Below are 20,706 nucleotides of genomic sequence, written 5' to 3'. Positions count from 1 at the left end.
TCGGGCCGTAGAGAGTACCCCGAGAGTGACGAAGGTCAAACCCGGGGTGGCCGCTCCCCCGCGAGCCCCGGGAAGCCGTGCCTACCGGCTCCCGTGCGCCAGGTACAGCGTGCGCAGCGCCTCGGTCAGCATCGCCGCCGACTCCGCGTCCAGCGGCGCCAGATAGGCCCGCTCCGCCTCGACCCGGGCCCGGTCCGCCTCGCGCTGGCAGGTGATGCCGGCGGGCGTGAGCACCACGACGTTGCGCCGACGGTCGTGGACGCTGCGGTGCCGCTCGACCAGCCCCTTGCGCTCCAGCTCGTCGACGACCGCGACCATCGTCGTGCGGTCCATCCCGATCAGCTGCGCCAGCTCGTGCTGCGAGCGCTCCTCGCTGTCGGCCGCGAGCACCGAGAGGATCCCCACCTCGCGCGGATGGACCCCGAAGGGTCCCAGCGCCTCGGCCAGCAGGTCGGCGAGCTGCAGATGGGCGTGCTTGACGAGATACCCCAGGCGCTGGGTCAGAACTGTGGGCTGCGCCAGGTCGTCCGTCATGTCCCGTAGCGTATCCTTACCCTGATGGTCAGTGGTACTGACGATCAGGACAGCTCGCCAAACGTCCGCCGTCGTGCGTCTTCCGCCGTCGCGCGTCTGACGCCGAGCACCTCTCTCCTGCCTCTCCGCGACCCAAAGGAAGCGACACCTCGCCATGAGCGACTCCATATCCGTCGGCGCCAACCGGACGGCGCCGGCCTCCCCCGCCGCACCGGCGGCCGATGCACCCGACCCGCGCCGCTGGTGGGGCCTGGTCGTCATCGCCCTGGCCCAGCTGATGGTGGTCCTCGACGCGACCATCGTGAACATCGCGCTGCCGTCCGCCCAGACGGCCCTCGGCATGTCCGACGCCAACCGGCAGTGGGTCATCACGTCCTACACCCTGGCGTTCGGCGGCCTGCTGCTGCTCGGCGGCCGCGTCGCCGACCTCGTCGGCCGCAAGCGCACCTTCATCATCGGCCTGATCGGCTTCGCGCTGGCCTCCGCGATCGGCGGCGCCGCGCAGAGCTCCGGCATGCTGTTCGGCGCACGCGCCCTGCAGGGCGTCTTCGGCGCGCTCCTCGCCCCGTCGGCGCTGTCGCTGATGACCACGACGTTCACCGACCCGCGTGAGCGCGGCAAGGCGTTCGGCATCTACGGCGCACTCGCGGGCGCGGGCGGCGCCGTCGGCCTGCTCCTCGGCGGCATCCTCACGTCGTACCTGAACTGGCGCTGGTGCCTGTACGTCAACATCCCGATCGCGATCGTCGCCGTCATCGGCGCCGTGATCCTGCTGCACGACCGTGCGGGCCACAAGGACATCAAGCTCGACGTGCCCGGCGTGATCCTGGGCTGCGGCGGCCTCGTCGCGATCGTCTACGGCTTCTCGGAGGCCGAGCCGCGCGGCTGGGGCGACTCGATGGTCGTCTCGCTGCTGATCGGCGGCGCGGTGCTGCTCATCGCGTTCGTCTACTGGCAGACCCGCGCCAAGTCGCCGCTGCTGCCCCTGCGCATCCTCAAGGACCGCAACCGTGCGGGCTGCTTCCTGACCATGGGCCTGGCCACGATCGGCATGTTCGGCCTGTTCCTGTTCATGACGTACTACCTCCAGGGCATCCTCGGATACTCGCCGGTCCGCACCGGCCTGGCCTTCCTGCCGATGTCGGTCGCGATCATCGTCGGCTCGACGCAGATCTCGGCCCGCCTGCTGCCCAAGGTCCCGGCCCGCTACCTGATGGTCCCGGGCATGATCCTGGCCGCCGGCGGCCTGCTGATCCTGACCCAGCTGAGCGTCGACTCCTCCTACGCCAGCCACGTCCTGCCCGCCGAGCTGATCCTCGGCCTCGGCATGGGCCTGACGTTCATGCCGGTCTTCTCCACGGCCACGAGCGGCATCCGCCCGCAGGACGCCGGCGTCACCTCCGCGATGGTCAACACCTCGCAGCAGGTGGGCGGTTCGCTCGGCACGGCACTGCTCAACACCATCGCCACGTCGGCCACGGGCTCGTACATCGCGACCCACATGACCGACCCCTCGAAGAAGGACCAGGTCGTCGCCGCGGGCATCGTCCACGGCTACACCCACGCGATCTGGTACGCGGTCGGCGCGATGCTCCTCGCCGGAATCTGCGCGGCCCTCCTCGTGAACGCCAAGCCGCAGGCCGGCCGTCACTGACCCGGTCGCAGCGGCACACGGTGCCCCCGTCCTCGCACACCGAGGGCGGGGGCACCGTCCTGTTCACCGCTCCTTCCGGGTGAACGGAACATGTACATGCATGGAACCTCCACCCCCCGGCGACCCTCTCTCCAGGTGACCCACCGGAACACCTGAACAGAGGCGAGCGCACCACCGACCGCTGCCTCCCCTGCGGACGGAGTGCGCCCCCATGCGGAATCGACCTGCGATACCGAGGCCCGAAAAGCCCGTTGAGCGAGGGATGTCCAGACGCGCCGTCGTCCTCGGCGGCGCCGCCGCTCTCGCCGCCGCCGGTTCACTCACCGCCTGTTCGCGCACGGCCCCCGCTCCCCCGCCGCACCTCACCGCCCCCTCCCCCGCCTCCGGACTGCCCGCCGCCCAGGCGGACCGCGCCCTGCTGCTCCAGGTCCTCGCCCACCCCGACGACGACCTGTACTTCATGAACCCCGACGCCCAGCACGCCTTCGGCAGCGGTACGCCGCTGGTCTGCGTGTACGTCACCGCGGGCGAGGCCGACGGGCGCAACAAGTCGGCCGGCGACCGGCAGCCCGCACCGAACAAGGCCGCCTACTCCGCCGCCCGCCACCAGGGCCTGCGCCAGTCCTACGCGACCCAGCTCGGCCTGCCCGTCTTCACCAGGTGGAACGTTTCCGCACTGCGCCTGCGCAGCGGCTTCCAGGTGGAGGTCAACTCCCTCGAACACCGGGGCCGCCGCGTCGAGTTGGTCCATCTCGACCTCGCGATGCACACCCCGGCCGGCCACATGGGCGCACCCGCGCTGTGGCGCGAGCCCGGTCTGCTGCTGCGCACGCTCGTCCCGGACGGCTCACCGCTGCGCACGGTGCAGACGTACGACCACGACTCCCTGGTCAGCGTCCTCGTAGAACTGTTCGAGCGGTACCGGCCCACCCTGGTGCACACCCTCGACCCGGACCCGGATCTCCAGGCGAGCGACCGGGCCACCCAGATCCGCGACAGCGAGCAGCCCGGCTACTCCGACCACGCCGACCACACCGCCGTCGCCTGCTTCGCCTGGGCCGCGCTGATCCGCTGGGCGCAGGGGGCGAAGTCCGGGCCGCCGGCCGTCGCCGTCACCGCCTTCCGCGGCTACTACAACCACCACTGGCCCAAGAACCTCCCACCGCAGGTCCTCGACCCCAAGGCCGCCCACCTCGTGCCCTACGGCGCGGCCCCCGACTGGAGCTGCGGCGATCCGGCGGGCTGCGGCGACTACAACGTGGGCGGCGACCGCCCGCTCACCAACCGCAAGGGCTGGGTCCGCGCCACGCACCACCGCTATCCCGGGCCGCGCCTCACCCTCTTCCCCGACAGCGCCGGAGCCCTCACCGCGTACGGCGTCCTCGGGCTGCGGGCGGTGCGCTACGAGGAGAAGGAGGGCGAGTTCAACGCCCCCGTCGACCTGGGCGGCGGTCCCCTCGCACCGATCCTCGGCGGCGCCGCACTCCCCGACGGCCGTCATCTGGTCCTCGGCCTGCGGCTCGCCGCGATCGAGGGGCTCGGCGCGACCGACGCCCGCGAGATCGTGGCCCTGGAGCAGCGCGGCCCCGGCAAGTACGGGTCCTGGACCAGCCTCGGCAACCCGGAGGGCGCCGACGCCGACCGCGGCCGCCGCATCGGCGTCCCGGTGGCGGTCACCGCCCCCGACGGCCGCGTCCATCTCTTCGTCCGCAACGCGGCGCAGGGCGTGAGCACCCGCGTACGGGACACGAGCGGCACCTGGTCGCCGTGGCGCGACCTCGGCGGCGGCCAGGTCCAGGACGGCCTCACGGCGGTCGTGGCGGACGACGGACAGGTGCACGTGTACGCCGCCGGCCGGGACACAGTCCACCACTGGACGCCCGACGGGCCGGCTCCGCTCACCGGCCTGCCCGTCCCGGCCGACGCCGTGGCCGTCGACGGCGGCCGCCTCTACTACCGGCCGCCCGCCTCCGCCCGGCTGCTGAGCCCGGGCGGCCCGGCCGTGGACTTCCCCGGCTACGGCCCCGTGGCGGCCGCGGGCGGTTACCTGCTCGGGCTCGGCACCGACGGCCGCGTACAGCTCCTGGAGAACGGTCGTATCACCCGCCCGGCCACCGACCCCGTCACCCTGGACGGCCCGTCCCTGACGGTGGACCGACGCGGACCGACCGCGGCAGGCCTCTCCCCGGACGCCCGGCCGTGGCTGTGGCGGCCGCGGCAGGCGAGGGCATGACGCTCCCGAGGGCATGCGAAAGGGCCCGTACGACCGAAGTCGTACGGGCCCTCTCAGAGCTCGCAGGAGCTACCAGGCATCAAGCCCCGAAGGGACTCGACAAGTAAGCGGACTTACTTGTTGATCTTGGTGACCTGGCCGGCGCCGACGGTCCGGCCACCCTCACGGATGGCGAACTTGAGGCCCTCCTCCATGGCGACGGGCTGGATGAGCTCCACCTTCATCTCGGTGTTGTCACCCGGCATGACCATCTCGGTGCCCTCGGGGAGGGTCACGACGCCGGTCACGTCCGTCGTACGGAAGTAGAACTGCGGGCGGTAGTTGTTGAAGAAGGGGGTGTGACGGCCACCCTCGTCCTTCGACAGGATGTACGCCTGCGCCTCGAACTCGGTGTGCGGCGTGACCGAACCCGGCTTGATGATGACCTGGCCGCGCTCGACGTCCTCGCGCTTGATGCCACGGAGGAGCAGACCGACGTTCTCACCGGCCTGGCCCTCGTCGAGCAGCTTGCGGAACATCTCGATGCCGGTGACCGTGGTGGTGGTCTTCTCGGTCTTGATGCCGATGATGTCGACGGTCTCGTTGACCTTCAGGACACCACGCTCGATACGGCCGGTGACGACCGTACCGCGACCGGTGATCGTGAAGACGTCCTCGATCGGCATGAGGAACGGCTTGTCGACGTCGCGCTCGGGCTGCGGGATGGACTCGTCCACGGCCGACATGAGCTCGAGGATCGAGTTGCCCCACTCCTTGTCGCCCTCGAGGGCCTTCAGAGCGGAGACCTTGACGACCGGAACGTCGTCGCCCGGGAACTCGTACTCGGAGAGGAGCTCACGGACCTCGAGCTCGACGAGCTCCAGGATCTCCTCGTCGTCCACCATGTCGGCCTTGTTCAGGGCGACAACGATGTACGGAACGCCGACCTGGCGGGCCAGGAGCACGTGCTCCTTGGTCTGCGGCATCGGGCCGTCGGTGGCGGCGACCACGAGGATGGCGCCGTCCATCTGCGCGGCACCCGTGATCATGTTCTTGATGTAGTCCGCGTGACCGGGGCAGTCGACGTGCGCGTAGTGACGCGTCTCCGTCTGGTACTCGACGTGCGCGATCGAGATCGTGATACCGCGCTGGCGCTCCTCAGGAGCCTTGTCGATCTGGTCGAAGGCCGAGGCCTCGTTCAGGTCCGGGTACGCGTCGTGCAGCACCTTGGTAATGGCGGCCGTGAGGGTCGTCTTACCGTGGTCGATGTGACCGATGGTGCCGATGTTGACGTGCGGCTTAGTCCGCTCGAACTTCGCCTTCGCCACTGGGTCCTCCTGTGGAGTGGTTCTGTACGCCTTGCTTCATCGGCGCCAGGTGATCTTTGCTGGAAAGCCAGGGCCCGGGGGCATTCAGGAACTTTCGCCCCTGAATGCCCGGTCGGGCTCCGGTGTCAAGCCTAAAGCGTGAACTCGAGTGAGTTACTCGCCCTTGGCCTTCGCGATGATCTCCTCGGCGACGTTCCGCGGAACCTCGGCGTAGGAGTCGAACTGCATTGAGTAGCTTGCGCGACCCGACGTCTTGCTGCGGAGGTCTCCGACGTAGCCGAACATCTCCGAGAGGGGCACGAGGCCCTTCACGACGCGAGCGCCGCTGCGCTCCTCCATGGCCTGGATCTGGCCACGGCGGGAGTTGATGTCACCGATGACATCGCCCATGTAGTCCTCGGGCGTGGTGACCTCAACGGCCATCATCGGCTCGAGCAGCACGGGGGACGCCTTGCGCGCGGCCTCCTTGAAGGCCTGCGAACCGGCGATCTTGAAGGCCAGCTCGGAGGAGTCGACCTCGTGGTAGGCACCGTCGAGAAGCGTGACGCGGACGCCCGTCATCTCGTAGCCGGCGAGGATGCCGAACTGCATGGCCTCCTGCGCACCGGAGTCCACCGACGGGATGTACTCCCGCGGGATACGGCCACCGGTGACCTTGTTCACGAACTCGTACGACGACTCGCCGCCCTCGATGGGCTCGATCGCGATCTGCACCTTGGCGAACTGACCGGTACCACCGGTCTGCTTCTTGTGGGTGTAGTCCACGCGCTCGACGGCCTTGCGGATCGTCTCGCGGTACGCGACCTGGGGCTTGCCGACGTTCGCCTCGACGCGGAACTCGCGCTTCATGCGGTCGACGAGCACCTCGAGGTGAAGCTCGCCCATACCACCGATGATGGTCTGGCCGGTCTCCTCGTCCGAGTGAACCTGGAAGGAGGGGTCCTCCTCCGAGAGACGCTGGATGGCGACACCCAGCTTCTCCTGGTCACCCTTGGACTTCGGCTCGATGGCGACCTGGATGACAGGCGCCGGGAAGTCCATGGACTCCAGGATGACCTGCTGCTTGTCGTCACAGAGCGTCTCGCCCGTGGTGGTCTGCTTCAGACCCATGACGGCGACGATGTCACCGGCGCCCACCGACTCGATCTCCTCACGCTTGTTCGCGTGCATGCGGTAGATCTTGCCGATGCGCTCCTTCTTGCCCTTGACGGGGTTCAGCACCGCGGTGCCGGACTCCAGGCGGCCCGAGTAAACCCGGACGAAGGTGAGCTTGCCCAGGTGCGGGTCGCTCATGATCTTGAACGCGAGGGCAGCCAGCGGCTCGTCGTCCGACGGCTTGCGCTTGACGACGACCTCGGGGTCCTTGACGTCGTGGCCCTCGATGGCCTCGACGTCGAGCGGGGTCGGCAGGTAGCGCACGACGGCGTCGAGCAGGGGCTGAACGCCCTTGTTCTTGAACGCGGTGCCGCAGAACACGGGGGTGACGGTGGTGTCGCCGCCCTTGCCGGAGGCGATGGTGATGCGACGCACGGCGGCGTGCAGCTGCTCGATGGTGGGCTCGGTGCCCTCCAGGAACAGCTCCATCATCTCTTCGTCGTTCTCCGCGACGGCCTCGAGCAGCTTGCCGCGGTACTCCTCGGCAGCCTCGACGTGCGTGGCGGGGATGTCGACGATGTCGTACGCCTCGCCCTTGGCGGCCTCGGCCGACCAGACGAACGCCTTCATCGTGACGAGGTCGACGACACCCTGGAAGTCGGCCTCGGCACCGATCGGCAGCTGCATGACCAGCGGGGTCGCACCGAGGCGGTCGACGATCATGTCGACGCAGCGGTGGAACTCGGCACCGGTACGGTCCAGCTTGTTCACGAAGCAGATGCGCGGCACGCCGTAACGGTCGGCCTGACGCCACACCGTCTCGGACTGCGGCTCAACGCCGGCGACGCCGTCGAACACGGTCACGGCACCATCGAGCACACGCAGGGAGCGCTCCACCTCAACGGTGAAGTCGACGTGCCCGGGGGTGTCGATGATGTTGATCGTGTAGTCGTCGTTCTCGAGCGGCCAGTGACAGGTGGTGGCAGCAGAGGTGATCGTGATGCCACGCTCCTGCTCCTGCTCCATCCAGTCCATCGTGGCAGCGCCGTCGTGGACCTCACCGATCTTGTAAGAGACGCCGGTGTAGAACAGGATCCGCTCGGTCGTCGTCGTCTTGCCCGCGTCGATGTGCGCCATGATCCCGATGTTGCGGACCTTGGCAAGGTCAAGTGAAGTGGTAGCCATAAGGCTTCAGTCTTCTCTCGGTCTCGATGTGGGTAGCGACTACCAGCGGTAGTGCGCGAAGGCCTTGTTGGACTCGGCCATCTTGTGCGTGTCCTCGCGCTTCTTGACGGCAGCACCGAGGCCGTTGGAGGCGTCGAGCAGCTCGTTCATCAGACGCTCGGTCATCGTCTTCTCGCGACGGGCGCGCGAGTAGCCGACGAGCCAGCGGAGCGCGAGGGTGTTGGCGCGGCCGGGCTTGACCTCAATCGGCACCTGGTAGGTCGCGCCACCGACACGGCGGGACTTGACCTCGAGGGTCGGCTTGATGTTCTCAAGCGCGCGCTTCAGCGTGATGACCGGGTCGTTGCCCGACTTCTCACGCAGGCCCTCCATGGCGCCGTACACGATGCGCTCGGCGGTGGAGCGCTTGCCGTTCAGCAGCACCTTGTTGATGAGGGAGGTCACCAGGGGAGAACCGTAGACCGGGTCGATGATGACCGGGCGCTTCGGGGCGGGGCCCTTACGAGGCATTTCTACTTCTCCTTCTTGGCGCCGTAGCGGCTGCGGGCCTGCTTGCGGTTCTTGACACCCTGGGTGTCAAGCGAGCCGCGGATGATCTTGTAACGAACACCGGGCAGGTCCTTCACACGGCCGCCACGCACGAGCACGATGGAGTGCTCCTGCAGGTTGTGTCCCTCACCCGGGATGTAGGCCGTGACCTCGATGCCGCTGGTCAGACGCACACGCGCGACCTTACGGAGGGCCGAGTTCGGCTTCTTCGGGGTGGTCGTGAACACACGCGTGCAGACGCCACGACGCTGGGGCGAACCCTCGAGTGCGGGCGTCTTGTTCTTCTCGACCTTGTCCTGCCGGCCCTTCCGGACCAGCTGCTGGATCGTAGGCACTACTTCTCCGGTTTCTGTGTGCCGAATAGTAAAGCTAACCTGGAACATCGCCGACCCACGCGGTCGGGTGTGTCGAATACTGCAGACCCCCGCCCGAGGGCGAGAAGCGGCAGATTGCGGTGGCCGTGATCAGACTGAGCGAACTGATCCGGACTCGCTGTGCGGCAGATGACACGCACACGAGCCCAGGCACACCCCAGGCACAAGGTCTGAGCGTACCTACCTCACGGACTTCGGTCAAAACAAATGCAGCCCACCGCGACACGCCGGACTTCTCGCCTCCGTGCGCGGTATTCGTCCCGGTAGTCATGGGTTTCCGGAGCGTGGCCGGATCACGCCCCCGCCGACGTCAGCCCGAACCCGAGCCGACGGCCGCGATCATGATGATGACCAGCAGGAACGCCCAGCCGGCGATCCACAGCCAGCCGAGCACGATGCCGCCGACGGCCATCCCGTCGCCCTGCTCCTGTGTGCGACGGATCTCACCCCGCGCCATGTGCCCGAGGATCACCGCCGGAATCGCGGTGAGCCCCCCGCAGAAAAACGTGCCCACTCCACAGGCCAGCGCCCCGATCGCCTTGCCGTTGGTGGGCGGCGGCGGATGCGGCAGGAAGGTCCGCGGGACGGGCGCCATGGCCCCCGGCATGAGCGTCTGCTGCTGCGGCGCGGGCCCCTGCGGCAGATCCGCGACGAGCGTGCTCAGCTCCCCCACGGTGCGCGCCAGATAGGCCCGCTCGACCCGCTTCTCGTACTCCGCCTGCGGCAGCCGCCCCTCGGCGAACCCGGCCCGCAGCACATCCACCGCCCGCTCCCGGTCGGCATGCGCGGCCAGCATCGAAGGCTGCTGATTCTGCTGCGGCGGCCAGGGCGCCGGCTGCCATTGCGGATTCGACACGAGACCACTTCCCCCCGGAGCTGGACGGCAGAAACCTGCTGCCTCCCATAATGCTTCAACGCTGATTATCCGCCACCGGTTCCCCGAGCCCGTGCCACTACGGCTGATTGTCGCCAGCCCGTGCGCGGTGGCCTCAAGTATTTTGACTCGTTGCGACTTCAACACGGCTGATCGCGGGGGCGGTGGATGGCTGCGGGGCGTACGCGCGCGTGGGACGACGATGGTTTCGACGACGGTGTGCCCTTTCTGGCCCGGCTGGAGAAGGAGGACCGCTCGGCCCTGCTGGCAGCCGGACGCCTCCTGCGCTACCCGGCTCGCAGCGTGCTCATGCATCAGGAGGAGCCTTCGGCCCACGTTCTGCTCCTGCTGCACGGCTGGACCAAGGTGACGGCCATCGCCGCGAACGGCTACGAAGCCCTGCTCGCGCTGCGGGGGCCCGGTGACATCATCGGCGAGGGCGCGGCCCTCAGCGGGCGGCACCGGTCGGCGACCGTGACGACCCTGGATCCCGTCGAAGCCGTGGTGATAGACGAAACACGCTTCACCACGTTCCTCTCCGGCAGTCCCCGCGTTGCCCTGCGGCTGCTGAGCCTGACCACCGACCGGCAGCGCGCGACCGACCGCCGACGGCTGGAATGGGCGGCGCTGACCGTACGCGAGCGACTGGCCGTACTGCTTCTGGAACTGGTCCGCACGCACGGCCACCACACCGAGGAGGGCGTCGAACTCACGGTCCGGCTCAGCCAGCAGGAGTTCGCCGGGTCCGTCGGCTCGTCCCGCGAGGCGGTGGCCCGGCTGCTGAAAGAACTGCGGGACAGACAGGTCGTGGTCACACAGCGCCGCCGCATCATCGTCCTCCGCCCCGACGTCCTGCGCCGCATCATCGGCGAGCGGCCCGCCTGATCCGGTCGCCGCTGCCCCGCCTGCTTCTGTGCACACGGTCACAGTCCGTCCGTGTCATCGGTCCTCTGCCGCGCCGCTTCGCCGCGCCATCGTGCTGCACAACGACGGCGACCTGCGAGAGGCAGACCATGACCGACCCCATGCACCGCACCATCCTGCTCTTCGACATCGAGCAGTTCGGTACCCGCGACGACGTGGAGCAGGCCTTCTTGCGGCGGCTCCTGTACGAGGTCGTGGACGCCACGCTCCTCAAGGCCGGTATCGACGAACCCGCGCGGCTGCGGGCGGATCGCGGCGACTCCGTCATGGAACTGGTCGACGCCCAGGCCTCCGTGCCGGCGCTGGTAAAGACCCTGCTCACCGAGACCCCCGCTCTTCTGCACAGCAAGAACCGCCTCATGGCAACGAGCGCTCAGATGCGCCTGCGGATCGTCCTCTCCTCCGGCTACGTCGCCGTCGACGAGCTGGACGGCTGGGTCGGCTCGGACCTCAATCACGCGGTACGGCTGTTGAATTCCGATCCCCTGCGCGACGCGCTCAAGCAACACGAGGACGCCAGTGTTCTGTGCGTGGCCGACGGCATCTACCAGGGAGTGGTGCGCCACGGTCCGCTCGGTGTACGCCCGGGCGACTTCCACCGCATCACCGTGGAGACGAAGGAAGGGCCCACGGTGGCCTGGCTGCACGGGCAGCCCGTCGCATCGGCCCCGGACTGCGCTGCCGCGGACGGCACATCCGCTCCCCATGCGCCCGGCTCCGGGGCGACGCCCCCGCGGCCGGGCACCGTCGACCTCGGCGGCGCGTCCTTCGGCGGCAGTTACGTGGCCGGTGACCAGCACGGTGTTTCCGGGCAGGGGATGGTCCTCGGCGACGTGAACCTCGGCGGCGGGGCCACCGGACGAGGTGAGCAGAAGTGAGCGCGGGAGGACCGGTACCCCAGGCGGCGGCCGGCGCTCCGCCCCCGCCGTCGCACGCCGCCGACAAGGAAGCCAGCACGACCGGCGACGCGCCACCGCACCCCGGCCCGGATTCCGCGGAGCCCGAGGAGGCCGAGGAGACCGACCGCCCGCAGGCCGCCTGGTCCGCCCGCCGGGACCTGGTCGACCACAGCCCGAAGGCCATGGGTGTCGGCGCCAACGCGCGGTTCGGCGGCAGCCTGGTCGGCCGGGACCAGCACGGGGTGAGCGGTGGCCTGGTCGCGGGTGACGTGATCATGGGCAGCAAGACGGAGGTCCACCACTACGGCATCGGCATCTCTGCGGCGGGCCACGGCTCCGGCGAAGTCCCCAAGACGACGCTGGACCGGCTCGCTCCCCTCTTCGTCACCGACGAGGGCGCCTTCCAGTCCCTGGTGAAACGGCTGCGCGAGGAGCGGGTCCTCGTGCTCTCCGGTGCGCACTTCACCGGGCGGCGCACTGCCGCGCTGATGCTGCTGAACCGGCTGCAGGCGTCTCCGGTCCGCATCCTGCTCCGCGACACCAGCCCGGCCGAACTGGTCAAGCAGCTGAGCGACGACCAGCACCCGGCCAAGGGCTACGTACTGTGCGATCTGACGACGCGCCGGGACACCCCGTTGCGGGAGCCGCACCTGCTCGCCGCACGCGACCAACTGGTCAAGGACGACGCCTTCTTGGTGATCACGGTCGACCCAAGCGCCGCCCTGGAGGACATCACTCCCGTGCCCTGGCAATCGCCGAAAGCCGGGGACGTGCTGGCGGCGCATCTTCGGGAGCTCACCGACGAGGCCACCGCCGAGCGGTTGCTGAGGCTCCCGTCCGTGACGGAGTTCCTCGGCCGCGACCGGCAACTACGTGAGGTCGAAGCCTTCGCGAAGCTCCTCAAGCGTTACGCCGAAGGAGATGCCACCGAGACAGGCGTCCAGAACTTCTCTCTGATCAGCCTGGAGAACCAGGTCCAGGAGTGGTTCGAGGAGGACGAGGACCGGGTCCCTCTTCGGGACAAGGCCTTCCTCGTCGCCCTGGCCGCCTTCGACGAGGGGCCGTACGCGCTGACGGCCGAACTGAGCGACCTGCTCTACGGCTTCCTCCAGCGCACCGAGAACTCCGCGCTCCAGCCGCGAGTCCCCGTGTTCGGAACGCACATCGGCAAACGGCTGCAACTCGCCCGCGCCGAGCGGTACGAGGAGGAGGAGAACACGGAGTGGGGACCGGTCCCCCAGTCCAAGGCGAAGTTCCTCGACGACCGGGTGTCCCTCGTCCTGCTGCGCGAGGTGTGGACCGGGCACCCGTCCGCCCGCCCCGCCCTCGTCCGCTGGCTGCGCCGGCTCGCCGACGACGGACGCCCACTGGTGCGTACCCGCGCCGCCTCTACCGTCGCCGTCCTCGCGTACACGGACCTGCCCTCGACCATGGCACTGGTCATCGAACCCTGGGTCACGTCCCGCTTGTTCCGTCACCGTCTGGTCGCCGTCAACGCGCTGACACTGGCCCATCTCCTGGAAACGCCGAACGTCCCCCACATCCTGGGCACTTGGTGCACGAACGAAGAGGTGGGCATGCGCTGGGTGGCCATCCGTGCCTACGGCCTGATCGGCGCGGAGCGCCCCCAGGAGACGCTTGCCGCGCTGCGCCGGGCCATCCGCTTCGAATACGCGCTGCCCGACAGTCGCGCCGACGACGGTGAAGGTCCCGACCCGGACATGGTCGACCAGCTCGCCCAGTCCGTGGAGATGCTCCTGCTGTCGCCGGTTCGCGACGAGGTTCTCACCGAGCTCCTGGCCCGGATCGACGACGACCGGCCCGCACACGACCTCGCCGTGCGCGGCTTCCTCAGCGCGTGCGCACGGACGGAAGAAGGCGACCAGACCGGACACCCGCAACTCCTCGAGGCGTACGCCGCCTCGGTGGAGCACGGCGGCGGAGCGGCCACGGAGATCGCCGGACTCTGGCGGGCCGCGCTCAACGACCGCCGCCGCACCGGCGACGCACTCAAGGCGCTGAGCGCCTGGGTCCACATCGCCGACCGGGACGCCGCCGCCGAGCGGGCGCTCGCCTCCCTCCTCCCGTCGCTGGTCACCACCTCCGCGGAGCACCAGCGCCTCAGCCATCTGCTGCGCACCCTGCGCGGTGAGGACGGAGCTCCCCCGCCAGGCGTGGCAGCCAGGCTGCTGACCGTACTTCCGCAGCCCGCCGGGGCTCCCGGACCGCCCGGCCCCACAGCACCGACCAGTCGAGGAGGCTCCCGTCGTGCCTGATCTCCGCCGTCCCCCGGACTGGCAGCAGCCGGCCGACCGCCACACACCGCTCATCGATCCCGTCATCACCGTGCGCCAGCTCTCGCGCTTCGGCTTCGCCCGCAAGTCCCTGACCCGTATCGACCACGCTCTGGTCTTCTCGACGAGTAAGGGCACGTACGACGCCTACCTCCCGCCCCGCCGGCCTAGCCGTGGCGAGGCGGCCGGGAAGCGCTACACAGCGGTGTACGAGGTCGACATGGGTGTTCACCCCCATCAGGCGGACATCCCGTTGCCGAGCGACAACGACGCCTTCGAGTTCACGGCAACCGTCGAGCTGTCCTGGCAGGTCATGGAGCCGGCTGTCTTCGTGGCGAGCGGACATCGGGATGTGCCCGCCCTGCTCCTCAGCGAGCTGCAGCAAGCCGCGCGGACTCTGACCCGACGCTTCGCCCTCGACGACAGCGCGGGCGCCGAGGCCGATCTGCTGCGGGCCCTGACCGGCCCGGGGCGGGGCCGGCTCGGCGAGACCGCGGGCCTGAAAGTGGTCTGGACGCTGCGCGTCCGCCGCAACGAGCAGGAGATCGAGCACGAGCGACGGTTGCAGTCCATCGGCCACGCGTCCTCGGAGCAGATACGGACCGAGCAACTCGGTATGCGGTACGACGAGGAACTCGACCGCCGGGGCCGGCAGCAGGACGAGCTCCAGCTGGGCCGGACCATGGAGTACGAGCGGCGGGATCACGAAGTGGCGATCCAGCGCACCCACCAGCAGATCGAACTCCAGCGGCTGGCGGCCGAGAAGATCGCGTTCTATCAGAAATACCTGGAGGAGGGCGGGGTCGTGGCCTGGGCCATGCACCTCGCGGAGCATCAGGAGGACTCGCAGCTCGTCATCAACAGCATGCGCGAGGACCAGTTCCGCTCGTTGCAGGCCACGCTGGAACTGGCGCGCGATCTGCTGAGCAAAGGCAACGCCGAGGACTACGAGCTCGAGGGGCCCAGGCGGATGGCCCTCGATGCCGTGGTCGAGATCTTCAGCCGGCAAATGCCCGGTGTGCCGGGCGGCAGGCCGTCCGGGCTCGCCGACTGGCCCCAGGACTTGTCCCTCACCAAGCGGGACTCCGGTCCCACCTCCTCCCACGAGCCGTCCGGACCAGCCGCTGATGGATCCCCGGAGTCCGACGCATGAGCGGCAACGGCCCCCGGACCACCGCGCCCCTGCCGCCGCCCGGCGTCCGGGCGGCGGAGCGGCTGCTCGGAGATCTGCGGACCGAGATCGCCCGCGCCGACGCCAAGGCAGCCGTCGTCGTGGCGGCCGTCGGGGTGGCGGCCGGAGTCCTCGGGGTCCTGCTGGCCGGACGGGGCTGGGCGCCCTCGCGGCTCTCCGCCCCTGGTGCCGCGGCATGGTGGGCCGCGGTCGCCGCCCTGATGATGGCGCTCCTGGCGCTCCTCATGGCCGTGGTGCCCAGGTACAGCAAGTACCGCTGGGCCCCCGGTGCTCCCCTGTCGTACTTCGGCGACATCCAACGAGCCGCACGCAGTGGCCACTTGGCGGCGGCGCTGGCCGAGACCGAGCGCACCCCGGCAGCGGGCGCGATCACCGCGCTGACGGAGACGAGCCGCATCGCCGCACGCAAGCATCAGTGGATACGCACAGGACTGGTCGCTCTGGCACTCGCCGTGGTCCTGCTCCCCGTTTCCCTGCTCATCGGCTGACGCCCCGACATCCTGGAGACCGACCATGTCCAGCCCTTCCGACCCCGCACAACCGCCGGAGGACCCGGCTCCCGCCGCGCAGCGCCGACCCTCGCCGACCGATGACCTCGAGTACCGGCACCGGACCGGCCGCCTGCACTTCTCCGCCCGCGGGCGCGGGCTGGACGCGACGGCTCTGGGGCAACTGGTGCTGCAGCTTCCCGGCACCGTCACGAGCCTGCTGGTGGTGCTGCTGATCGCGAGCGCGCTGGACGCGTGGCTGGGGATGCCTCTCTGGGTACTGCCGCTTGCCTGGCTCCTCTCGGGCGTACTGGTCTTCCACCGCCCCACCGAGGACTTCCTGGCCCGCCACCTCCTGCGGCTGCACCGTCCCCTGCCGGCGGATCACGAGCGGCTTGCTCCGGTCTGGCACGAGGTCACCGCCCGCGCAGGTGTCGACGGCCGGACGTACGAACTCTGGATCGAGGAGAGCGAGGACCTGAACGCCTACGCGGCCGCCGGCCACATCGTCGGCGTCACCCGGTACACGCTGGACCATCTGCCCACCTCACAGCTGGCCGCAGTACTCGCCCACGAACTGGGCCATCACACCGGTGGCCATGTCTGGTCGTCGCTGCTGGGCGAGTGGTACGCGTTGCCGGGCCGATGGGCCTGGCGCCTCATCCGGTTCCTGCTGGCGCTGGCCGTGGCGTGGTCGCAACGACGCTCCTGGTCAGCCACCGCTCTTCTGCTGGGCGTGCTCGTGTTCATCACCCTCACGACGCTGGAGCATCTCTACGGGTTACCGCTTCTCCTGCTGGCCACCCCGTATCTCATGGCCGCCGTGGGCCGCAGAGCAGAGCTCCGTGCGGACCAGCACGCCGCCGCACTCGGCTTCGGACGGGAGCTCGCCGTGGTCCTGGAGACCATGCATCAGGTCGGTCGGACGGCCGGCCACACCAAGGCCGCGGCCGGACTCCGGCGCGGCGGCCCGGGGTTCCTGGAGCGGCTGCTGGACACGCACCCCGACTACCCGACCCGGTTGCATCGGCTCAGGCCGTATCTGTAGCCCCAGACACGCCACAGGGCGGCCACCCCGAACTCTCTCGGGGTGACCGCCCTGCGGGTCAAGCAGCTGCTCGCTTACTGGTTGTACGGACCGTAGTCGTAGTCCTCCAGCGGAACGGCCTGGCCGGAGCCGGTGCCGAACGGCGAGTAGTCGATGTCGTCGTAGCCGACGGCCGAGTACATCGCGGCCTTGGCCTCCTCGGTGGGCTCCACCCGGATGTTGCGGTAGCGGGACAGACCCGTACCGGCCGGGATGAGCTTACCGATGATGACGTTCTCCTTGAGGCCGATGAGGCTGTCGGACTTGGCGTTGATCGCCGCATCCGTCAGGACTCGGGTCGTCTCCTGGAAGGAGGCGGCCGACAGCCAGGATTCCGTCGCCAGCGAGGCCTTGGTGATACCCATCAGCTGCGGACGGCCGGAGGCGGGGTGACCGCCCTCGGTGACCACACGACGGTTCTCGGTCTCGAACTTCGAGCGCTCGACGAGCTCGCCCGGCAGGAGCTCCGCGTCGCCGGACTCGATGATCGTCACGCGGCGCAGCATCTGCCGGATGATGATCTCGATGTGCTTGTCGTGGATCGACACGCCCTGCGAGTTGTAGACCTTCTGGACTTCGCCGACCAGGTGGACCTGGACCGCACGCTGGCCGAGGATGCGCAGCACGTCGTGCGGGTTGGTGGCACCCACGGTCAGCTTCTGGCCGACCTCGACGTGGTCGCCCTCGCCCACGAGCAGACGGGCACGCTTCGAGATCGGGAACGGCGTCTCGTCGCTGCCGTCGTCCGGGGTGACGACGAGCTTCTTGGTCTTCTCGGTCTCCTCGATGCGGACACGGCCCGCGGCCTCGGAGATCGGGGCGACACCCTTCGGCGTACGAGCCTCGAAGAGCTCGACGACACGGGGCAGACCCTGGGTGATGTCGTCACCGGCCACACCACCGGTGTGGAAGGTACGCATCGTCAGCTGGGTACCGGGCTCACCGATGGACTGGGCGGCGATGATGCCGACCGCCTCACCGATGTCCACCAGCTTGCCGGTCGCCAGCGAGCGGCCGTAGCAGAAGGCACAGGTGCCGACCGCGGACTCGCAGGTGAGGACCGAGCGGGTCTTGACGACCTCGACGCCGTTGGCGACCAGGGCGTCGATGAGCACGTCACCGAGGTCGACGTTGGCCGGCGCGATGACCTTGCCGTCGACGACGATGTCCTCGGCGAGCATACGGGCGTACACGCTGGTCTCGACGTCGTCGGCCTTGCGCAGGACGCCGTCCTCGCCACGGGTGGCGATGGCCAGCTTGAGACCACGGTCGGTGCCGCAGTCCTCCTCGCGAATGATGACGTCCTGCGAGACGTCGACCAGACGACGGGTGAGGTAACCGGAGTCGGCGGTACGAAGCGCCGTGTCCGCCAGACCCTTACGAGCACCGTGAGTCGAGATGAAGTACTCGAGCACCGACAGGCCTTCACGGAAGGAGGCCTTGATGGGGCGCGGGATCGTCTCGTTCTTGGCGTTCGACACCAGACCACGCATACCGGCGATCTGACGCATCTGCATCATGTTTCCTCGGGCACCCGAGTCAACCATCATGAAGATGGGGTTGGTCTTCGGGAAGTTCGCGTTCATCGCCTCGGCAACCTCGTTGGTCGCCTTGGTCCAGATCGCGATGAGCTCCTGAGTGCGCTCTTCCTTCGTGATGAGACCGCGCTCGTACTGCTTCTGGACCTTCTCGTCCTGGGCCTCGTAGCCCTTGACGATCTCGACCTTCGCCTCGGGAACGACGATGTCGGAGATGGCCACGGTGACGCCGGAACGGGTCGCCCAGAAGAAGCCGGCCGCCTTCAGGTTGTCGAGCGTCGCCGCCACGATGACCTTGGGGTAGCGCTCGGCCAGGTCGTTGACGATCTCGGAGAGCTGCTTCTTGCCCACCGAGTAGTCGACGAACGGGTAGTCCTCGGGCAGCAGCTCGTTGAAGAGCGCGCGGCCCAGGGTCGTACGCAGCCGGAAGCTGTCGCCCGCCTGGTACTCGGGCTCGCCCTCCTCGGCCACCGGCGGGGTCCAGCCGCGCGGCGGGATGGTGCCCACCGGGAAGCGGATGTCGACGGCCGACTGCAGCGCCAGCTCGCCGGCGTCGAACGCCATGATCGCCTCGGCGACGGAGCCGAACGCACGGCCCTCGCCCTTGGTGTCACGGAGCTCACCGTCGGTGGTGAGGAAGAACAGACCGAGGACCATGTCCTGGGTCGGCATCGTCACCGGACGGCCGTCGGCGGGCTTCAGGATGTTGTTCGAGGACAGCATCAGGATGCGGGCCTCGGCCTGCGCCTCTGCGGACAGGGGCAGGTGGACGGCCATCTGGTCACCGTCGAAGTCCGCGTTGAACGCGGTGCAGACGAGCGGGTGGATCTGGATGGCCTTGCCCTCGACCAGCTGCGGCTCGAAGGCCTGGATGCCGAGGCGGTGCAGGGTGGGAGCACGGTTCAGCAGAACCGGGTGCTCGGCGATGACCTCTTCGAGGACGTCGTACACGACCGTGCGGCCGCGCTCCACCATGCGCTTGGCGCTCTTGATGTTCTGCGCGTGGTTCAGGTCGACCAGGCGCTTCATCACGAACGGCTTGAAGAGCTCCAGCGCCATGGCCTTCGGCAGACCACACTGGTGCAGCTTCAGCTGCGGACCGACGACGATCACGGAACGCGCGGAGTAGTCCACACGCTTACCGAGAAGGTTCTGACGGAAACGACCCTGCTTGCCCTTGAGCATGTCGCTCAGGGACTTCAGCGGGCGGTTACCGGGACCGGTCACCGGGCGACCACGACGACCGTTGTCGAAGAGGGCGTCCACGGCCTCCTGGAGCATGCGCTTCTCGTTGTTCACGATGATCTCGGGCGCACCGAGGTCGAGAAGGCGCTTCAGGCGGTTGTTGCGGTTGATCACGCGGCGGTACAGGTCGTTCAGGTCGGAGGTCGCGAAGCGGCCACCGTCCAGCTGCACCATCGGACGCAGGTCCGGCGGGATGACCGGCACGCAGTCGAGCACCATGCCCTTGGGGCTGTTGCTGGTCTGCAGGAACGCGGAGACGACCTTGAGGCGCTTGAGCGCACGGGTCTTCTTCTGGCCCTTGCCGGTACGGATGATCTCGCGGAGGCGCTCGGCCTCCTCCTCGAGGTCGAAGGTCTCCAGGCGCTTCTGCAGCGCCGCGGCACCCATCGAACCGTCGAAGTACGTGCCGAAGCGGTCACGCAGCTCGCGGTAGAGCAGCTCGTCGCCCTCGAGGTCCTGGACCTTGAGGTTCTTGAAGCGGCTCCACACCTCGTCGAGACGGTCGATCTCGCGCTGCGCACGGTCGCGCAGCTGCTTCATCTCGCGCTCGGCACCTTCGCGCACCTTGCGGCGCACGTCGGCCTTGGCACCCTCGGCCTCGAGCTCGGCCAGGTCGGTCTCGAGCTTCTTGGCGCGGGCCTCCAGGTCGGAGTCGCGGCGGTTCTCGACCTGCTGACGCTCGACCTGGACGTGCGCCTCGAGGGAGGGCAGGTCGCGGGTACGACGCTCCTCGTCCACGTACGTGATCATGTACGCGGCGAAGTAGATGACCTTCTCGAGGTCCTTCGGGGCGAGGTCGAGCAGGTAGCCCAGACGCGACGGAACGCCCTTGAAGTACCAGATGTGCGTGACGGGAGCGGCCAGCTCAATGTGGCCCATCCGCTCACGACGCACCTTGGCGCGCGTGACCTCGACGCCACAGCGCTCGCAGATGATGCCCTTGAAGCGGACACGCTTGTACTTGCCGCAGTAGCACTCCCAGTCCCGGGTCGGACCGAAGATCTTCTCGCAGAAGAGTCCGTCCTTCTCGGGCTTGAGCGTGCGGTAGTTGATGGTCTCGGGCTTCTTGACCTCGCCGTGGCTCCACTGACGGATGTCGTCAGCGGTGGCCAGACCGATCCGGAGCTCATCGAAGAAGTTGACGTCGAGCACTATGCGTCAATCCCTCTCAGGGTTGTAAGTCTGTGGTCTGAAACGGGGGTCGAGGGGTCGGTGCGGGGGCTCATCCCTGAGC

The 20,706-nt window shown here is 68.8% G+C and carries 15 protein-coding genes; 8 read left to right on the top strand and 7 right to left on the bottom strand.

What is annotated here, in order from left to right:
* Positions 1 to 81: 81 nt before the first annotated feature.
* Positions 82 to 534: a MarR family winged helix-turn-helix transcriptional regulator gene (locus tag ACFVDP_RS10845; protein WP_383486640.1), complete on the bottom strand. Its 453-nt coding sequence runs from the start codon at positions 532 to 534 to the stop codon at positions 82 to 84.
* Between the two features lie 154 nt (positions 535 to 688).
* Between ACFVDP_RS10845 and ACFVDP_RS10840 the strand changes: the two genes are divergently transcribed.
* Positions 689 to 2,188, top strand: coding sequence for an MFS transporter (locus tag ACFVDP_RS10840; protein WP_383486637.1), 1,500 nt, complete (start codon positions 689 to 691; stop codon positions 2,186 to 2,188).
* A 262-nt stretch (positions 2,189 to 2,450) separates the two neighbouring features.
* A complete protein-coding gene (locus ACFVDP_RS10835; RefSeq protein WP_383486634.1) occupies positions 2,451 to 4,421 on the top strand; it encodes a PIG-L family deacetylase in 1,971 nt (656 codons plus the stop codon).
* A 113-nt stretch (positions 4,422 to 4,534) separates the two neighbouring features.
* Here the strand turns inward: ACFVDP_RS10835 and tuf are convergent, their stop codons facing one another.
* The 5 genes from tuf to ACFVDP_RS10810 form a co-directional block, all read right to left on the bottom strand.
* A complete protein-coding gene (gene tuf, locus ACFVDP_RS10830) occupies positions 4,535 to 5,728 on the bottom strand; it encodes an elongation factor Tu (RefSeq protein ID WP_383486631.1) in 1,194 nt (397 codons plus the stop codon).
* Positions 5,729 to 5,881: 153 nt separating this feature from the next.
* Entirely contained in the window at positions 5,882 to 8,008 is a 2,127-nt protein-coding gene (gene fusA, locus ACFVDP_RS10825) for an elongation factor G (RefSeq protein ID WP_383486628.1), read from the bottom strand.
* A gap of 39 nt (positions 8,009 to 8,047) precedes the next feature.
* A complete protein-coding gene (gene rpsG, locus ACFVDP_RS10820) occupies positions 8,048 to 8,518 on the bottom strand; it encodes a 30S ribosomal protein S7 (RefSeq protein WP_116511074.1) in 471 nt (156 codons plus the stop codon).
* 2 nt (positions 8,519 to 8,520) lie between these two features.
* Positions 8,521 to 8,892: a 30S ribosomal protein S12 gene (gene rpsL, locus ACFVDP_RS10815; protein WP_003948652.1), complete on the bottom strand. Its 372-nt coding sequence runs from the start codon at positions 8,890 to 8,892 to the stop codon at positions 8,521 to 8,523.
* A gap of 349 nt (positions 8,893 to 9,241) precedes the next feature.
* Positions 9,242 to 9,727, bottom strand: coding sequence for a DUF1707 and DUF4190 domain-containing protein (locus ACFVDP_RS10810; protein WP_383487318.1), 486 nt, complete (start codon positions 9,725 to 9,727; stop codon positions 9,242 to 9,244).
* Positions 9,728 to 9,973: 246 nt separating this feature from the next.
* Here ACFVDP_RS10810 and ACFVDP_RS10805 point away from each other — a divergent pair, with 246 nt between their 5' ends.
* The 6 genes from ACFVDP_RS10805 (at position 9,974) to ACFVDP_RS10780 (ending at position 16,650) form a co-directional block, all read left to right on the top strand.
* The gene (locus tag ACFVDP_RS10805) at positions 9,974 to 10,690 is read left to right on the top strand and encodes a Crp/Fnr family transcriptional regulator (protein WP_383486624.1); all 717 of its coding nucleotides are present in this window, start codon (positions 9,974 to 9,976) and stop codon (positions 10,688 to 10,690) included.
* 128 nt (positions 10,691 to 10,818) lie between these two features.
* Positions 10,819 to 11,607, top strand: coding sequence for a hypothetical protein (locus ACFVDP_RS10800; RefSeq protein WP_383486622.1), 789 nt, complete (start codon positions 10,819 to 10,821; stop codon positions 11,605 to 11,607).
* Positions 11,604 to 13,904 carry a hypothetical protein gene (locus ACFVDP_RS10795; protein ID WP_383486619.1) on the top strand — a complete coding sequence of 767 codons (2,301 nt, stop codon included), beginning with the start codon at positions 11,604 to 11,606 and terminating at the stop codon, positions 13,902 to 13,904. The genes ACFVDP_RS10800 and ACFVDP_RS10795 overlap by 4 nt, the downstream gene beginning before the upstream one ends.
* A complete protein-coding gene (locus ACFVDP_RS10790) occupies positions 13,897 to 15,075 on the top strand; it encodes a hypothetical protein (RefSeq protein ID WP_383486616.1) in 1,179 nt (392 codons plus the stop codon). Before ACFVDP_RS10795 ends, ACFVDP_RS10790 begins: the two co-directional genes overlap by 8 nt.
* Positions 15,072 to 15,602 carry a Pycsar system effector family protein gene (locus tag ACFVDP_RS10785; protein WP_383486613.1) on the top strand — a complete coding sequence of 177 codons (531 nt, stop codon included), beginning with the start codon at positions 15,072 to 15,074 and terminating at the stop codon, positions 15,600 to 15,602. The genes ACFVDP_RS10790 and ACFVDP_RS10785 overlap by 4 nt, the downstream gene beginning before the upstream one ends.
* A 25-nt stretch (positions 15,603 to 15,627) precedes the next feature.
* Positions 15,628 to 16,650 (top strand): M48 family metalloprotease, encoded by a 1,023-nt coding sequence (locus ACFVDP_RS10780; RefSeq protein ID WP_383486611.1) that lies wholly within the window; start codon positions 15,628 to 15,630, stop codon positions 16,648 to 16,650.
* 74 nt (positions 16,651 to 16,724) lie between these two features.
* Here ACFVDP_RS10780 and ACFVDP_RS10775 read toward each other — a convergent pair whose 3' ends face one another.
* A complete protein-coding gene (locus ACFVDP_RS10775; protein ID WP_383486609.1) occupies positions 16,725 to 20,624 on the bottom strand; it encodes a DNA-directed RNA polymerase subunit beta' in 3,900 nt (1,299 codons plus the stop codon).
* Positions 20,625 to 20,706: the final 82 nt, after the last annotated feature.

Origin of the sequence: Streptomyces sp. NPDC057694, from assembly GCF_042799415.1 — a bacterium.
Classification (GTDB): Bacteria; Actinomycetota; Actinomycetes; order Streptomycetales; family Streptomycetaceae; genus Streptomyces.
The sequence above is the reverse complement of the archived record's forward strand: the minus strand, read 5'-3'. Positions and strand labels throughout refer to the sequence as shown.

What these genes read in the sequence shown, in the direction of transcription:
- ACFVDP_RS10845 (WP_383486640.1), bottom strand. Translation starts at nt 534, where the DNA reads ATGACGGACGACCTGGCGCAGCCCACAGTTCTGACCCAGCGCCTGGGG.
- ACFVDP_RS10840 (WP_383486637.1), top strand. Translation starts at nt 689, where the DNA reads ATGAGCGACTCCATATCCGTCGGCGCCAACCGGACGGCGCCGGCCTCC.
- ACFVDP_RS10835 (WP_383486634.1), top strand. Translation starts at nt 2,451, where the DNA reads ATGTCCAGACGCGCCGTCGTCCTCGGCGGCGCCGCCGCTCTCGCCGCC.
- fusA (WP_383486628.1), bottom strand. Translation starts at nt 8,008, where the DNA reads ATGGCTACCACTTCACTTGACCTTGCCAAGGTCCGCAACATCGGGATC.
- rpsG (WP_116511074.1), bottom strand. Translation starts at nt 8,518, where the DNA reads ATGCCTCGTAAGGGCCCCGCCCCGAAGCGCCCGGTCATCATCGACCCG.
- ACFVDP_RS10810 (WP_383487318.1), bottom strand. Translation starts at nt 9,727, where the DNA reads ATGCTGGCCGCGCATGCCGACCGGGAGCGGGCGGTGGATGTGCTGCGG.
- ACFVDP_RS10805 (WP_383486624.1), top strand. Translation starts at nt 9,974, where the DNA reads ATGGCTGCGGGGCGTACGCGCGCGTGGGACGACGATGGTTTCGACGAC.
- ACFVDP_RS10800 (WP_383486622.1), top strand. Translation starts at nt 10,819, where the DNA reads ATGACCGACCCCATGCACCGCACCATCCTGCTCTTCGACATCGAGCAG.
- ACFVDP_RS10785 (WP_383486613.1), top strand. Translation starts at nt 15,072, where the DNA reads ATGAGCGGCAACGGCCCCCGGACCACCGCGCCCCTGCCGCCGCCCGGC.
- ACFVDP_RS10780 (WP_383486611.1), top strand. Translation starts at nt 15,628, where the DNA reads ATGTCCAGCCCTTCCGACCCCGCACAACCGCCGGAGGACCCGGCTCCC.